This window comes from Clavibacter californiensis, assembly GCF_021952865.1.
Classification (GTDB): Bacteria; Actinomycetota; Actinomycetes; order Actinomycetales; family Microbacteriaceae; genus Clavibacter; species Clavibacter californiensis.
Genome location: NZ_CP040792.1, coordinates 2,541,532 through 2,555,902 on the forward strand (window position 1 = coordinate 2,541,532; position 14,371 = coordinate 2,555,902).

Genomic DNA, 14,371 nt, shown 5'->3' on the forward strand with positions numbered 1-14,371 from the left:
ATGGGGTGACACGACTCCAACACGCATGCAGGGTCTTCGCGGGCCCGCGGAACACGCGGCGTAACGGGGTGCAACGCGGCGTCATGCGGGGAATACCACCCGCGTGCTCGCCGTTGCAGCGCCGGCGTGACGCCTCGCCGCCGTCGGCTCCGCTGCCGGTCGCCCGCTCCGCCTAGGGTCTCAGGATGACCGCGCACCCCACCGTCCGTCCCGCCGTGCCCGACGACGCCGACGGGATCGCCGAGGTCCACATCCGCACCTGGCAGGAGACGTACGCGCACCTGCTGCCGGCCTCCTACCTCGACGGGCTCGACGTCGTGACGCGCGCGCAGCAGTGGCGCGGCACGCTGACCTCCGCGTCCACGGCGCCGCCGTTCGTCGCGCTCGACACCGATCGCATCGTCGGCTTCGCGCTCGCGGGACCCGCGCGCGACGAGGATCCGCCACGCCCCTTCCAGCTCTACGCGATCAACGTGATCGCCTCCGCCCATGGCACCGGCGCAGGCCAGGCCCTGTTCGACGCGGCCGTCGGCGACTCCCCCGCCTACCTCTGGGCCGCCGACGACAACCCGCGCGCGGAGGCGTTCTACCGCCGGAACGGGTTCGCGCGGGACGGCGGGGTGGAGTCGCAGACGTTCCAGGGAGCCGAGATGGTCACGGTGCGGATGGTGCGGTGAGGGTGCCCGGGCGGCCGTCGTGGGACCGCCCGGGAGTCGGTCACATCGTGTTCCAGTGGAAGTCGCCGTTGCGGTCGGCGCCCTTGCCACCGCACTTGTAGCTCCGGCCGTTGGCAGCCTGTGCCACCTGCCCGACCTGCGACGGAGAGCAGTATGTCCCGGGGCCGATCAGCCCGGTCTGCTGCGCCGGCTCGGGAGCCGGGGCGGCCGGAGCCGGGGCGGGAGCAGGAGCGACGGGCGCCGGAGCGGGAGCAGCCGGCTGCTGGACGGGCGCGGGCGCGACCGTCGGCGCGACCGTGGGCTCGGGCGTCGGGGTCGGGGCGGGCGCCAGCAGCGTGAGCGTCACGGTGGATCCGGCATCGGTGCGCGATCCCGCGACCGGGCTCTGCGACTTCACCGTCATGCCGTCGGTGGCGCTCGGCACTCAACCCGACTCGAGCACGAACTGGACGACGTAGCCGGCCTCGCGCAGGAGCGCGCGGGCGTCCGTCGCGGTCTTCGCGTTGACGTCCTCGACGATGTGGACCACGGGTGTCGGCGACGCGGTGGGCGTCGGGGTGGGCGACGGCGTCGGGCTCGCGCTGGCGGAGATCGCCTCGGCCTGGCGCGGAGCGGGAGCGGACGCCGCCACCGGTACCGTGGCCCCGATGACGATGAGCACGGCCGCGCCCAGGGCGGCGACGCCGTTGCGCGAACGGGTCGTCAGGACGGGGATCCAGCTGCGATGGCCCGTGGCGTACGGGTAGAGAGCAGTGGCGATCCCGACGAGGCCGAGCGAGACGAACATGCCGCCGAAGCCGCCGAGGGCAGTGATGATCAGCACGGCCAGCGCCACGACGGACGCGACGACCCACGTGGTCGCCGGGTGGCGGCTCGGCCGGGTGTCGGTGATCACGGAGGCAGGAGCCGCAGGAGCGACCGGCGCCGTGACGGCAGCCTGTCGCGGGGGTACCGGCATCGCGACGGTCGCCGCAGCCGCGCGGGCGCTCTTCTCCCGAGCTGCCGCCTCACGCTCCGTCGCCTTCGCCTGCATGGCCGCCTCGCGCTGCGCGACCTTCGCGGCGCGCTGCTGCTCGGCCTCCGCGGCACGCACGGCCTTCGCCTGCGCGGCCTCGGCGGCCCGCATCGCCTTGTGGTGCGCGGCCTCGGCGGCCCGCGCGTTCCGCGCGGCCTCGACCTGCTGCGACGCGGCGACGGCCGCCGTCGCGGCTGCGCTCGAGGCCGGCGCCTGCGTCGCGGTGGGCTGCACCATCGGCGCGACGTGGTGCGTCCACACAGATCCGTCCCAGTAGCGGAGCTGCCCGGATCCGTCGGGGAACCAGCCGGCAGAAGCGGCAGAGGGGACGTCGGGCATGGAGCTCCTCGGGTGCGTGCCGCGGCGAAGGGGTAAGCGGCAGGTGGTGCCGTCGAGTGACGACGCCTGAGGCTATGAGCGCGCTCTCGAGGACGTAAGCCCTCTCTTGGGGGGAAAGGGCGCGACAGTCGGCCGACACCCGCCCTAACGCCGACTCGACGGCTTCGACCAGACGCCGCTTGCAACTCCTAGCCGTTGCGCACGCCACTTACGCCAGATCGCTAAAAGTAATCGACTTAAAAATACTATCGTCATTGGACAACCAGCGGCCAATAAAATCTTTTACATTGGCCGAAAGGTCCATGTCCGCAATCGTGTTCTCAACCGGGGCCTCAAGCCTTTGAAAGGTTTCTAGGTAGGAACGCCGTAGGCCATCATCTGCGACCGCCCGCATCCTCCTGCGGCCCCCACCCGCCAATATTGTCTCCACTGGAGCGACCGAGGCCAAAAACACTACATTCTTCGTCATTTGGGACAAAGGGCTTTCGACGCTCCACACTTGAGGCGCATCGTAGACCTGAAAGAACTGATAAGTCTCAGCCGTGCAGTGGAACCACTCGAGCGGTTCGCCCGATTCCCAGTCAGCCATAAACGCTGCAACTAGTTCCTGAATGACGCGTTCGTCATGCCGCTCCGAGATATCGAAGTTATAAGTGACAGACCTAAGAAAAGACGTCGCGAGCGAAGGGGCGCCCTTGTAACCCTCAAACCATATATCACCAAATCCTAGCCCTGCTTTTTTCATAGCCGTAATAGCTTCTTCGACATCTATAGTGCCGCTCAGGAGCATAATCCCATGCACTAGTGGCGCGTCGGAACTCAGCGCAAGCAGCCCCTGCCTTTGCGATTTCGAAAGACGGGTAAACATGTCCATCCATACGCCTTGGCCAACAGGGTCAAATATGGTGTCCGTGAAGCCTTCCGCCACACCGTGAAGTATAAAGTGCTTTGCCCTCAGAGAGATGCGAGTGTCCTGATTTACAAGATCCGCTAGAAGCTGCTCTTCTGCCGCCGATGCGACTGTAGCTACATGCTCATCTGCGACGGCGTCGGCAAGAATCGTCCAAGCCCCCGTAAGCGAACTTAAATCTGCTTCGTCCGTCGTTGTCGTATTGGTATAGAAGGCGACTATATGCCGAGTAAGCGATCGAATAAATGCCGGAGAAACAATAGCGAATCTTGCACAGCGAGCTATGAAAGCTAATACGTGCTCACGGTTGGCAGGAGTGCGCCTCCGCGTGTCGTTGAGCATAACCGCGAGAGCACGTTCGGAACCTTGATCTGCGTAGTTATTAGTTATCTGTATGGCCAGCTGAGCTACTACGTCCCACTCCTCACGAGCTACATGCGGCAATAGGTCTTGTGCCAGCTTTTCCGGAGTATCATTAATGCGCGTGAGATGGAAGGCCGCAAAATATTCCATAAAAGTGCGATGAGTGAATGTGTAAAGCACGTCGCCGGCCGACGTAGTACCAGCATCAGCAAAAACCCACGCTCGGCCCGTGCAGAAGTCTACGAATTCCTCAGCCGCTCGGCGTGCGGTCTCTTCGGTTTCCATGGCGCGGGGATAAAGATACTTTGTCATAATGCGAACAAGATCAACGCGCGCAACTCCGGAGTCAGCCGTGTCAGAGATTAAGACCCAGTGCGCCACGTACTTCATGGCGGCGTCAACATGCGCGCGCGCCTGAAGGGCTACTTCAATATCACGATGACCATCCCACTTCTCAAAGAGTAATACCGCGCATTTTTCATATACGGCTGGTCGATTCCGAGGAATGAAATTTTCTCCGCGAAAAATAATGCACATTAAAGCAAGCATTAAGGGATTAGATCGAAGGTCTGTTACAGCTTCGCTTTGCTGCATGAAGCTATGGGCTCTGACAACCGCTTCTGTTGCCGTATAGTCCGACTGTGAGGCAAACCATTTACCGACGTACTCTTTAACATCACCCTCGACAAAGCCGTCAATGTTGAACGCTGAGTAGACTGTCGGATCTAGGCGTGCCTGGGAGTAGCCAACTCTACGCGACGTGACAAGAATCTTCGCAAGCGGGTACCGGATACCGAACGTTTCCACCGCTTGCGTCACAGCGCGGCGCTTACTCGTGTCTATTAGTTCATCAAGCCCATCGAAGATCACGACGGCTTCTCCAGTCAAAAGCAGATCCTCAACCAGGCCGGGTAAAGGATCCAGTTGGTATATCGGAGCTAAAGTAGTTTCGACAAACTGCAGGACGGATAGTCCGTCTGGCTGCTTCGCGAAATCACGGAGAATTACGTGAAACGGCACAAGTTCCGTGGGGCTACTCGCCCAGCTCATCGCCAGGTACTCCGAAAGAGTGGACTTGCCCCCGCCCGGATCTCCAAGTACGACAGTACGATCAATTGCCCGTTGAAGATCTTGTAGCCCCATGGGCGGACCTACCGAAAAGGGAAAGCTAAGGTCACTTTTTTGCAAGCGTGGGGCGACATATAATTCACCCATTGGAATTTTCCGATTCGTCTCAAAATCAGGAGGGGTGATATAGCCGTGAACCTCTTTGCACAATCCTCTGTACGTTTGAATCCACTCGTTTCGAGCAGCATGCACATCGGCGTGCGCACCTCTTACAATAGCTTCCGTATTTTTTTCAATCGCCTCTAAAATAGCCGTCATGCGCTTTAGTAAGTTTGCCTGCTGAAGACTGGACAGTAGCTCCGGACTCTGTTCACGAAGTTCGTCTACCAGACTCTGACAAGAAGTGACCAATGCCCCCACGAGATGCCCGGCAAAAGCCACAGCGTCACTCCTGGTGGCCGATTCGTGTTCCAGACCTGATGACACGTAAATTTCGATGGCTTGCCGCAAGTCAACTATCTTGTCACCCTGCGTTCCTCCATCCGCAAGCGAACACAGAATAAGCTCGTTGAGCACACCTCTAAAAGAAGGTGTAGAAATCACATTTGACAACGTCTTTGCGGTAACTTTACCCCGCATGAATCCTGCCAGCTTCACAGGGCCGAGATCAGCCAAAAGCGTGTCATGATCTAGCTTCTGAAGAGTCCCAGCGAGATCGTTGAGTCTGCGATCGCCCTTTTTGCGATGCCGTTCACCGATAATTGCTCCTGCAACTCCGAGAACATCTACAAAAACACCTATGACCTCGACGACCATGACACTCCTTAGGTTCTAGTCGAGAACCTATATGTCGCCTCTCCGTTACCGCTCCCCCCTTTTTTGGGGCCAATAACAACATGCGAGGAGAATGGAAAAGCCACCTTCTTTAAGAAGGTGGCTTTTCCCTTACCGTGTCGGGCTGACAGGATTTGAACCTGCGACCCCTTGACCCCCAGTCAAGTGCGCTACCAAGCTGCGCCACAGCCCGCTGTCCCATCGCTGGGCAACTCGTAGAGCCTACCGCATCGGGGGCACTGCTCCGGCACGTCCGACGACGCCAACCGGCACCGGATCAGGCGGTCGCGCCACCGGACGGCCGCGCCGACGACGAGCCCGCCGCCGCACCCCGCGCCACCCGCCCCGGCTTCGGGAACGCGTCCCGCATGTGGTCGCTCCGCAGGATGTCGGCCACCCCTATGAGCAGCAGCGAGAAGACGATCTGCTCGATGACCATCCAGAGCGGGTAGAGGCCCGGGATCGCGGCGATCACGAGGGTCACGATGGGGAAGATCTGGCTGAACAGGCGCAGGCGCGAGTACGCCCACCAGTAGCCCGCCGAGGCGCGCCAGGCGAAGTAGTAGAGCGTGAGGGTCATCGCGAGCACCACGAAGGAGCGGAACCAGACGGCGGGGGCGATCGGGACGCCGTCCTCGGCGAGGGTCAGGGCGATGGCCACGGCGGTCGCGCCTACGACGGTCTCCGCGATGAGGATCCACCGGATCCAGCGGAACGCGCGCGCCGTCCACGGGTGGTCGCGCATGTCCTCGGCGATGACGTGGCCCGCCTGGCGCCCGGCGGCGATCCGATCGAGACGGCTGAGCAGCTGGTCCACCGGGGCGATCCTCTCGGGTCTCATGAGCGGGCGTCGGATGCGCCCGCATCAGGGTACGACCTGACGCCTGGCGCCGGCCGCGAACACGGGGAGCGGCGCGATCCGGACAGGCGACGAGGGGACCCTTCGACGGTCGGCGGATCCCCCGCATGACCCCCCATGACGCCCCGCGTCGTCACGCGGGGACACCCGCCGTCACACCCCTCGCGACCGCCACGGTCCCGCCCCTACCGTGGCCCCACCGCGAGGCGCGGCACCGGTCGCGCCCCTTCACGAGAGGACAGGACATGACCCTGATCGACCGCGAGCCCCGATCCGCATCCGGCTCCCCAACACCCACACACGGCACCACCGACGCGACGGCCGACCGCCCGCGCCCCGCACCCCTCGGCGACGCGCCCGTCGACCGCTGGAACGGCACCCCGCGCCCCACCACGCCGGCCGCGTGGATCGCCCGCGCCCGCGAGGTCGCCGACATCCTCGCCGTCGACCAGGTCGAGCGCGACCGCGCCGGCGCCAGCCCGCACCAGGAGGTCGCGCTGCTCAAGCACGCCGGCCTCGTCACGCTGCTCGGGCCCGCGGAGCACGGCGGCGGCGGGCAGACGTGGGAGACCGCGTACAAGGTGATCCGCGCGGTCGCCCGCGGCGACGGATCCATCGGCCAGCTCCTCGGCTACCACTACCTGTGGGCCTGGGCGGCGCGCCTCGTCGCGACCGACGCGCAGATCGAGGCGGTCGAGGAGCTCGCCACGACCGGCAACCTGCTCTTCGGCGGCGCCGTGAACCCGCGCGACTCCGACCTCGTCATCCGCGAGGACGGCGACGACCTGATCTTCTCCGGGCGGAAGTCCTTCTCCACGGGCGGCATCGTCTCCGACCTCACGGTGCTCGAGGGCGTCATCGAGGGCACCGAGACCCATGTGTTCGCGATCGTGCCGACCGACCAGCCGGGCATCGTCTTCGGCCACGACTGGGACAGCCTCGGGCAGCGGCTCACGGAGTCGGGCTCGGTCGAGATCCGCGACGTGCGCGTCCCGTGGACGGACGCCGCCGGCTTCGTCGACAAGGTGTTCCAGCCGCTCGTCTACGGCACGCTCAACGTGCCGGCGATCCAGCTGGTGTTCGCGAACTTCTACCAGGGCATCGCGGAGGGTGCGCTCGAGACGGCCGCCGCCTACACGCGCAGCAGCACGCGCGCCTGGCCGTACGGCGGCGACGACAAGGAGCGCGCGACCGACGAGTGGTACGTGCTCGAGGGCTACGGCCAGCTGCAGTCCAAGGTGTGGGCGTCAGAGGCGCTGCTGGATCGGGTGGGCGCGGAGATCAGCGCCGTGCTGCACGCGCCGCGCGAGAAGCTCACGGAGCGCACGCGCGGCGAGATCGCGGTACGCGTCGCGGCGGCCAAGGCGCGCATCGCGGAGGACGGGCTGGAGGTCGGCACGCGGATCCTCGAGCTCACGGGCGCCCGCGCCTCCTCCTCGAAGGCCGGGCTCGACATCTTCTGGCGGAACCTGCGGACGCACACGCTGCACGACCCGGTCCCCTACAAGCGCCGCGAGGTGGGCCGGCACGTGCTGCTCGGCGAGATCCCGGAGCCGACCTGGTACACGTGATCCGCACCCGCGAGACGACGGACGGCGCCGACCCCGAGAGGGATCGGCGCCGTCCGTCGTGCTGCACGCGACAGCGGAGAGGCAGCGCTAGCGCTTCCGCTTCTCCCGGACGCGCATGTTGACGATGATCGGGCTGCCCTCGAAGCCGTAGATCTCGCGCAGGCGACGCTGGATGTAGCGGCGGTACTGCGGGTCGAGGTACCCGGTCGTGAAGAGCACGAATGTCGGCGGGCGGCTCGACGCCTGCGTGCCGAACAGGATGCGCGGCTGCTTGCCGCCGCGCACGGGGTGCGGGTGCGCCGCGGTGAGCTCGGCGAGGAACGCGTTGAACTTGCCCGTCGCGATGCGGGTGTCCCACGACTCGAGCGCCGTCTCGAGCGCCGGCACGAGCTTCTCCATGTGGCGGCCGGTGCGCGCCGAGATGTTGACGCGCGGCGCCCACGACACGTGCGCGAGGTCGGTCTCGATCTCGCGCTCGAGGTAGCGGCGGCGCTCGTCGTCGAGGAGGTCCCACTTGTTGAACGCCAGCACGAGGGCACGACCCGACTCGAGCACCAGCTCGATGATGCGGATGTCCTGCTCGCTGATGACCTCGGAGACGTCGATCATGACGACCGCGACCTCCGCCTTCTCCAGCGCAGCGCTCGTGCGGAGCGACGCGTAGAAGTCGGCGCCCTGGGCGAGGTGCATGCGGCGGCGGATGCCGGCGGTGTCGACGAAGCGCCACACCTTGCCGGCGATCTCGACCTGCTCGTCGACCGGGTCGCGCGTGGTGCCGGCGAGCTCGTTGACGACCACGCGCTCCTCGCCCGCTGCCTTGTTGAGCAGGCTGGACTTGCCGACGTTCGGGCGGCCGAGGATGGCGACGCGGCGGGGTCCGCCGACCTCCTCCTTCGCGACCTTGGAGACGAGCGGCAGGGTCTTCAGCACGAGGTCCAGCAGATCCGCGACTCCGCGCCCGTGCAGCGCGGAGACGGGGTGCGGCTCGCCGAGGCCGAGCGACCACAGCGAGGCGGCGTTCGGCTCCTGGCGCGCGTCGTCGACCTTGTTGGCCGCGAGGATCACCGTCTTCTTGGTCTTGCGGAGCAGGCGGACGACGTGCTCGTCCGTGCTCGTGGCGCCCACGTTGGCGTCGACCACGAAGAGCACGGCGTCGGCGAGGTCCATCGCGATCTCGGCCTGCATGGCCACGGACGCGTTGATGCCCTTCGCGTCGGGCTCCCAGCCGCCGGTGTCGACGAGCGTGAACCAGCGGCCCGCGTACTCGGCCTTGTAGGAGACGCGGTCGCGCGTGACTCCGGGGGTGTCCTCGACGACGGCCTCGCGGCGGCCGAGGATGCGGTTGATGAGCGCCGACTTGCCGACGTTCGGGCGGCCGACGACCGCGAGCACGGGCAGCGCCGGCAGGTACGTGACCTGGTCGGGGTCGTCCGTGGCGGATTCGAGGACCTCGAGGTCCTCGTCGTCCAGCTCGTAGTCCTCGAGCCCGGCGCGGAGCGTCTGCGCGCGCTGGGAAGCGAGCTCCTCGTCGATGCTCGACAGGCGCTCGTGGAGCCCGCTGTCGAGCTCGGGGAAGTCGTCGTCGTGATCAGCCATGTTGTTCCTCTGGCGTGTCGGCCCGTCGCCGGGCCGCGCCTCAATCTGTTCGTGCGTGAACGAGATCGACCACCGCCTGGACGGTCTGGTCGAAGTCGATGTCCGTGGAGTCGATGGTGGTCACACCATCTGCGGCGTTCATGAAATCGACGACCTGCGAGTCGGCCCGATCCCGGGAGGCGAGTGATTCGCCGACCGCGGCTGCCGACTGGGTCGACGTCTCCGCGGAACGCCTGCTCATCCTAGCTTCCGGGGAGGCCGTCAGCAGAATGCGCACCTGTGCGTCGGGCGCGACGACCGTCGTGATGTCGCGGCCCTCGACCACGATGCCCGGCTTGTCGCTCGACGCCATGAGCGAGCGGAACAGCTCCACCATGTAGTGCCGCACCTCGGGCACGCGGGCCACGCGGCTCACGACGGCGGAGACGCGGGGCTCCCGGATCGCCTCGGTGACGTCGGTGCCGCGGACGCTCACCCGCGTCTCCTCGGGGTCGATCGCGATGTCGTAGTCGAAGCCCTCGATGAGGCTCGTGACGGTGGCGGGATCCTCGGTGTCGACTCCGCTCTCCAGCGCGAACCAGCTGAGCGCGCGATACGCGGCGCCCGTGTCCTGGTAGTCGAAGCCGAGGGCGCGCGCGGCGGCGCGGCTCACGCTCGACTTGCCGCTGCCGGCGGGGCCGTCGACGGCGACGACCGTGCGGTTGAGGGTGGCGTCCACGAGGAGGGTGTCCTCCAGGGGGTCGGGTGCGGTCGGGTCGGGTGCGTTCACAGCGTCTCCGGTCATCCGGCGATCCTCCAGTCACGTTCTTCGAGCCGCGCGACCAGGCGGTCGCGGGCTTCGGGCAGCACGGCGATCTCGACGAGACCCACCTGCGCGCCCTGCGAGTGCTCGAGGCGCAGGTCCTCGATGTTGACGTCGGCGGCGCCCACGTCGTCGATCAGCGCGGCCAGCTGGCCGGGGCGGTCGTCGATCATCACGGTCACGGCGGCGAAGCGGCGGTCCTGCCCGTGCTTGCCGGGGATCCGGGCGACGCCCGCATTGCCCGCGTGGATCCGCTCGGCCACCCGCAGCCGGGAACCTCGCGCGTCGACGTCGTCGAGCGCGTCGATCACGTCGTCGAGGTCGGTGCGGAGCGCCTTGAGGATGGGCACGATGCGGGACGCGTTGGCGCCGAGGATCTGCACCCACAGCGCCGCGTCGCTCGACGCGATGCGCGTGGTGTCGCGGAGCCCCTGCCCGGAGAGGCCGAGAGCTGCCGCGTCGCCGTCGGCCAGCCGGGACGCCAGGAGGCTCGCGACCACCTGGGGGACGTGCGAGACGAGCGCGACCGACGCGTCGTGCTCCTCCGCGGTCATCTCGATGGGGACGGCGCCGAGGTCGAGGATCAGCTGCTCGACGGGCGCGCCCGCGGCGTAGGTGATGCCGTCGTGGCCCGCGATGACCCAGGGCCGCCCGAGGAAGAGGTCGCCCGTCGCGGAGACCGGGCCGCCGCGCTCGCGCCCGGCGAGCGGGTGGGATCCGAGGTAGCGCGAGAGGTCGGCACCCATGTCGCGGAGCTCGGCGAGCGGCGCGGCCTTCACGCTCGCGACGTCCGTGACGAGCGCGTCCGGGTGCGCGGCGAGCTCGGCCGCGACCACGCGCGCGGTCACGTCCGGCGGCACGCAGACGACGACGAGCGACGGCCGGTCGGGCGCGGGCGAGATGTCGGCGATTCGGCCCGCGCCCATGTCCGACGCGAGGCGGAGCGTGGTCGGCGACGCGTCGGCCAGCACGACGTCGACGCCGCGCGCACGGAGGCCGAGCGCGATGCTCGTGCCGAGGAGTCCCGTGCCGACGATGCGGACGGTGCCCTGCACGCGCGTGTCCGTCGCGGCGGCCGCGCCCGCGGCCTCGCTCACTCGCCGTCCTCGCGGTCCACGTCCCCCTGCGCCTCGGCGGCGGCGCCGGCACCCTGCGGCGTCGCGGGTCCGGCCTGCGCGCGGGCCTCGCGCGAGATGGTGAGGAGCTGGCCGAGCTCGTCGGAGGTGAGGTCGCGCACGCGGCCGACGCCGAGGGATCCGAGGTGCAGCGGCCCGAACTGGCGGCGCACGAGCTCCTCCACCGGGTGGCCGACCTCGTCCAGCATGCGGCGCACGATGCGGTTGCGGCCCGAGTGCAGCGTGATCTCCACGAGCGTCTGGTCGGCCCCGCCCGAGAGGATGCGCGCCCGGTCGGCCTGGATCGGCCCGTCCTCGAGGTCCACGCCCTGCGTCAGGCGCTGGATCGTCTGCGGAGTGACGCGCCCCATGACCTTCGCGATGTACGTCTTGAGCACGCCGAAGGACGGGTGCGCCAGCACGTGCGCGAGGTCGCCGTCGTTGGTGAGGATCAGCAGGCCGCTCGTCTCCGCGTCGAGGCGGCCGACGTTGAACAGGCGCTCCTCGAACTCCTCCGTGAACTCGCGGAGGTCGGGGCGGCCGCGCTCGTCGCGCAGCGAGGAGTAGATGCCGACGGGCTTGTTCAGCATGAGGTAGCGCTTGGAGGTGTCGAGCTGCACGGCCTGGTCGTCGACCGCGACCTCGTCGACGTCGGGGTCGATGCGACGCCCGGGCTCGGTGACGACCTCGCCGTTCACGGTGACGCGGCCCGCGGCGATCATGTCCTCGCATACGCGGCGGCTGGCGACGCCGGCGGCGGCCATCACCTTCTGCAGGCGGACGCCGGCGACGGGCTCGTCGGGGTTCCAGGCGTGCCCGGGGGCGCGGTCGTCGGGCTCAGAGGAGGGGGTCATGGAAGCCTTCCGCCCCGTCGGGGAGCAACGGGGAGATCGGGGGGAGCTCGTCGAGCGAGTTGATGCCGAGCTGCGTGAGCAGGTGGTCTGTCGTACCGTAATGGATCGCGCCGGTCTCGCCGTCGGTGAAGGCCTCGGTCACGAGGCCCCGCGCCAGCAGCGTCCGCACCACCGAGTCGACGTTCACGGCGCGGATCGCGGCGACCTGGCTGCGGCTGATCGGCTGCTTGTACGCGATCACCGCGAGCGTCTCGAGGGCCGCCTGCGAGAGGCGGGTGGGGTTCTGCGTGAGCACGTGGTCGCGGATCACGGTGTCGTACTCGGGCCGCACGTACACGCGCCAGCCGCCGCCGACCTCGCGCAGCTCGAAGCCGCGGCGCACTCCCCCTGTCCTCCCGTCGAAGTCGTCGACGAGCCGCTGGATCGCGCGGCGCACCTCCTTCACGGGCGTCGAGGTCGCCGTCGCGAGGGTCGTCACGCTCTGCGGCTCGTCGGCGACCATGAGCAGCGCCTCGAGCGCGCGGTCGAGGTCGAGCGGGGCATCGGCGGGCTCTACGGCGGTGCCGTCCGCGGGATCCTGCAGCTCAGCCGTCATAGCCGGCCCCCAGGCTCGCGAGGGCGTCGTCGGTCCAGCTCTCGGCGGTCCACGTGAGCGTGAGCTCGCCGAGCGCCTCCGGCTGGTCGAACTCGATCGCCGCGACGCGGTACAGCTCGAGCACCGCGAGGAAGCGCGCGATCACGACGCCCGTGACCCCCGCGTCCGCGACGAGCTCCCGGAACGTGAGCGGCGCCCCGCCCCGCAGCCGCGCGACGACGACGGCCGCCTGCTCGCGGATGCTCACGAGCGGCGCGTGCAGGTGGTCGAGCCCCACGGTCGGGATCTCGCGCGGCGCGAGCGCGATGAGCGCGATGGCCGCGAGGTCGGCGGGCGACGTAGTCCACACCAGCTCGGGCACCTGCGCGCGGAACCGCTCCTCGAGCGGCACGTCGCGGAAGGCGCGGGCGGACTCGGCGGCGAGCCGCTCCTGGAACCACGACGCCGCCTGCTTGAACGCGCGGTACTGCAGCAGGCGCGCGAACAGCAGGTCGCGGGCCTCGAGCAGCGCAACGTCCTCGGCGTCCACGAGCTCGCCCTGCGGCAGGAGACCCACGAGCTTGAGGTCGAGCAGCGTCGCGGCGACCACGAGGAACGAGCTGGCCTCGTCGAGGTCCTCCGGCCCGTCGAGCCCGCGGATGTGCGCGATGAACTCGTTCGTCACGAGGCTGAGGCTCACCTCGGTGATGTCCATCTCGTGGCTGCCGATGAGCGAGAGCAGCAGGTCGAACGGGCCCTCGAAGTTGCCGATGCTGACGCGGAACGCGCGCTCGGGATCCGTCCGGAGCGCGGCGGCGTCCGCGTCGACGGCGAGCTCCGGCTCCGCCAGGGGTGCGCCCCTACGCGACGGCGCCACGCGCGATGAGCTCCCGCGCCACCTTGCGGTACGCGAGCGCGGCCGGGTGCTCGGGCGCGAACTGGATGATGGGCTTGCCCGCCACCGACGCGTCCGGGAACTTGACCGTCCGGCCGATCACGGTCTCGAGCACGCTGTCGTCGAACGCCTCGACCACGCGCTGCAGCACCTCGCGCGAGTGCAGGGTGCGCGAGTCGTACATGGTCGCGAGGATCCCGTCGAGCGCGAGCCCCGGGTTCAGCCGGTCCTTGACCTTCTCGATCGTCTCCACGAGCAGCGCGACGCCGCGGAGGGCGAAGAACTCGCACTCGAGCGGGATCAGCACGCCGTGGCTCGCGGTGAGCGCGTTGACGGTGAGCAGGCCGAGCGACGGCTGGCAGTCGATGAGGATGACGTCGTAGTCGGCGCTCACCTTGCGCAGCACGCTCGCGAGGATCTGCTCGCGGGCGACCTCGTTGACGAGGTGCACCTCGGCGGCCGACAGGTCGATGTTCGCGGGGATGACGTCGAGGCCCTCGAAGCCCGTGGTCTGGATGGCCTCGCGCGGGTCCTTCACGGTGCCGAGCAGCAGGTCGTAGATGGTGATCGCGTCGTGCGTCTGCACGCCGAGGCCCGCGGACAGCGCGCCCTGCGGGTCGAAGTCGACGGCGAGCACGCGGCGGCCGTAGCTCGCGAGCGATGCGCCGAGGTTGATGGCGGTGGTCGTCTTGCCGACGCCGCCCTTCTGGTTGCAGAGGGAGATGATCTTGGCCGGTCCGTGGCCCCGGAGCGGCTCGGGCTCGGCGAACTCGCGCAGCTCGCGACCGGTGGGTCCGAGCACGGGGACGTCCATTCCCGGGAGCTCGGTCACATCTGGCTTGCGCGTCACGTGGATCTCTCTCTGCCGCTCCTCCGACGCGGTCCCGTCGGATCCTGGA

Annotated in this window: 13 protein-coding genes and 1 tRNA gene; 2 read left to right on the top strand and 12 right to left on the bottom strand. The window is 68.0% G+C overall.

Going from position 1 to position 14,371, the window contains the following annotated elements; translation table 11 throughout:
* Positions 1-185 precede the first annotated feature (185 nt).
* Complete coding sequence (locus FGD68_RS12260) at positions 186-677, top strand: GNAT family N-acetyltransferase (protein ID WP_119373349.1); 492 nt, start codon at positions 186-188, stop codon at positions 675-677.
* 40 nt (positions 678-717) lie between these two features.
* Here the strand turns inward: FGD68_RS12260 and FGD68_RS12265 are convergent, their stop codons facing one another.
* The 5 genes from FGD68_RS12265 to FGD68_RS12285 all read right to left on the bottom strand — a co-directional run bounded on the left by FGD68_RS12265 (position 718) and on the right by FGD68_RS12285 (position 6,023).
* The gene (locus FGD68_RS12265) at positions 718-1,101 is read right to left on the bottom strand and encodes a PASTA domain-containing protein (protein WP_237609502.1); all 384 of its coding nucleotides are present in this window, start codon (positions 1,099-1,101) and stop codon (positions 718-720) included.
* Positions 1,102-2,031 carry a DUF2510 domain-containing protein gene (locus FGD68_RS12270; protein WP_237609503.1) on the bottom strand — a complete coding sequence of 310 codons (930 nt, stop codon included), beginning with the start codon at positions 2,029-2,031 and terminating at the stop codon, positions 1,102-1,104.
* Positions 2,032-2,239: 208 nt separating this feature from the next.
* Entirely contained in the window at positions 2,240-5,188 is a 2,949-nt protein-coding gene (locus FGD68_RS12275) for an NACHT domain-containing protein (RefSeq protein WP_119373437.1), read from the bottom strand.
* Between the two features lie 137 nt (positions 5,189-5,325).
* Positions 5,326-5,399 (bottom strand) — tRNA-Pro (locus FGD68_RS12280).
* An 84-nt stretch (positions 5,400-5,483) separates the two neighbouring features.
* On the bottom strand, positions 5,484-6,023 hold the full coding sequence (locus tag FGD68_RS12285) for a hypothetical protein (RefSeq protein ID WP_119373436.1): 540 nt from the start codon (positions 6,021-6,023) through the stop codon (positions 5,484-5,486).
* A gap of 287 nt (positions 6,024-6,310) precedes the next feature.
* Between FGD68_RS12285 and FGD68_RS12290 the strand changes: the two genes are divergently transcribed.
* Positions 6,311-7,636 (top strand): acyl-CoA dehydrogenase family protein, encoded by a 1,326-nt coding sequence (locus FGD68_RS12290; protein WP_237609504.1) that lies wholly within the window; start codon positions 6,311-6,313, stop codon positions 7,634-7,636.
* A gap of 87 nt (positions 7,637-7,723) precedes the next feature.
* Here FGD68_RS12290 and der read toward each other — a convergent pair whose 3' ends face one another.
* The 7 genes from der to FGD68_RS12325 are packed head-to-tail and all read right to left on the bottom strand — an operon-like array spanning position 7,724 to position 14,286.
* Complete coding sequence (gene der, locus FGD68_RS12295; RefSeq protein ID WP_043586316.1) at positions 7,724-9,232, bottom strand: ribosome biogenesis GTPase Der; 1,509 nt, start codon at positions 9,230-9,232, stop codon at positions 7,724-7,726.
* 40 nt (positions 9,233-9,272) lie between these two features.
* The gene (cmk, locus tag FGD68_RS12300; RefSeq protein WP_237609505.1) at positions 9,273-10,016 is read right to left on the bottom strand and encodes a (d)CMP kinase; all 744 of its coding nucleotides are present in this window, start codon (positions 10,014-10,016) and stop codon (positions 9,273-9,275) included.
* The gene (locus FGD68_RS12305; protein ID WP_237609506.1) at positions 10,013-11,131 is read right to left on the bottom strand and encodes a prephenate dehydrogenase; all 1,119 of its coding nucleotides are present in this window, start codon (positions 11,129-11,131) and stop codon (positions 10,013-10,015) included. The genes cmk and FGD68_RS12305 overlap by 4 nt, the downstream gene beginning before the upstream one ends.
* Entirely contained in the window at positions 11,128-12,003 is an 876-nt protein-coding gene (locus FGD68_RS12310) for a pseudouridine synthase (protein WP_119373496.1), read from the bottom strand. The genes FGD68_RS12305 and FGD68_RS12310 overlap by 4 nt, the downstream gene beginning before the upstream one ends.
* On the bottom strand, positions 11,987-12,598 hold the full coding sequence (scpB, locus tag FGD68_RS12315) for an SMC-Scp complex subunit ScpB (protein WP_119373497.1): 612 nt from the start codon (positions 12,596-12,598) through the stop codon (positions 11,987-11,989). The genes FGD68_RS12310 and scpB overlap by 17 nt, the downstream gene beginning before the upstream one ends.
* The gene (locus FGD68_RS12320) at positions 12,588-13,454 is read right to left on the bottom strand and encodes a segregation and condensation protein A (protein ID WP_119373498.1); all 867 of its coding nucleotides are present in this window, start codon (positions 13,452-13,454) and stop codon (positions 12,588-12,590) included. The genes scpB and FGD68_RS12320 overlap by 11 nt, the downstream gene beginning before the upstream one ends.
* On the bottom strand, positions 13,438-14,286 hold the full coding sequence (locus FGD68_RS12325) for a ParA family protein (RefSeq protein ID WP_390611057.1): 849 nt from the start codon (positions 14,284-14,286) through the stop codon (positions 13,438-13,440). Before FGD68_RS12325 ends, FGD68_RS12320 begins: the two co-directional genes overlap by 17 nt.
* Positions 14,287-14,371: the final 85 nt, after the last annotated feature.

Coding starts and splice junctions, on each gene's coding strand:
- FGD68_RS12260 (WP_119373349.1), top strand. CDS start 186: ATGACCGCGCACCCCACCGTCCGTCCCGCCGTGCCCGACGACGCCGAC.
- FGD68_RS12270 (WP_237609503.1), bottom strand. CDS start 2,031: ATGCCCGACGTCCCCTCTGCCGCTTCTGCCGGCTGGTTCCCCGACGGA.
- FGD68_RS12275 (WP_119373437.1), bottom strand. CDS start 5,188: ATGGTCGTCGAGGTCATAGGTGTTTTTGTAGATGTTCTCGGAGTTGCA.
- FGD68_RS12290 (WP_237609504.1), top strand. CDS start 6,311: ATGACCCTGATCGACCGCGAGCCCCGATCCGCATCCGGCTCCCCAACA.
- der (WP_043586316.1), bottom strand. CDS start 9,232: ATGGCTGATCACGACGACGACTTCCCCGAGCTCGACAGCGGGCTCCAC.
- cmk (WP_237609505.1), bottom strand. CDS start 10,016: ATGACCGGAGACGCTGTGAACGCACCCGACCCGACCGCACCCGACCCC.
- FGD68_RS12310 (WP_119373496.1), bottom strand. CDS start 12,003: ATGACCCCCTCCTCTGAGCCCGACGACCGCGCCCCCGGGCACGCCTGG.
- scpB (WP_119373497.1), bottom strand. CDS start 12,598: ATGACGGCTGAGCTGCAGGATCCCGCGGACGGCACCGCCGTAGAGCCC.
- FGD68_RS12325 (WP_390611057.1), bottom strand. CDS start 14,286: ATGGACGTCCCCGTGCTCGGACCCACCGGTCGCGAGCTGCGCGAGTTC.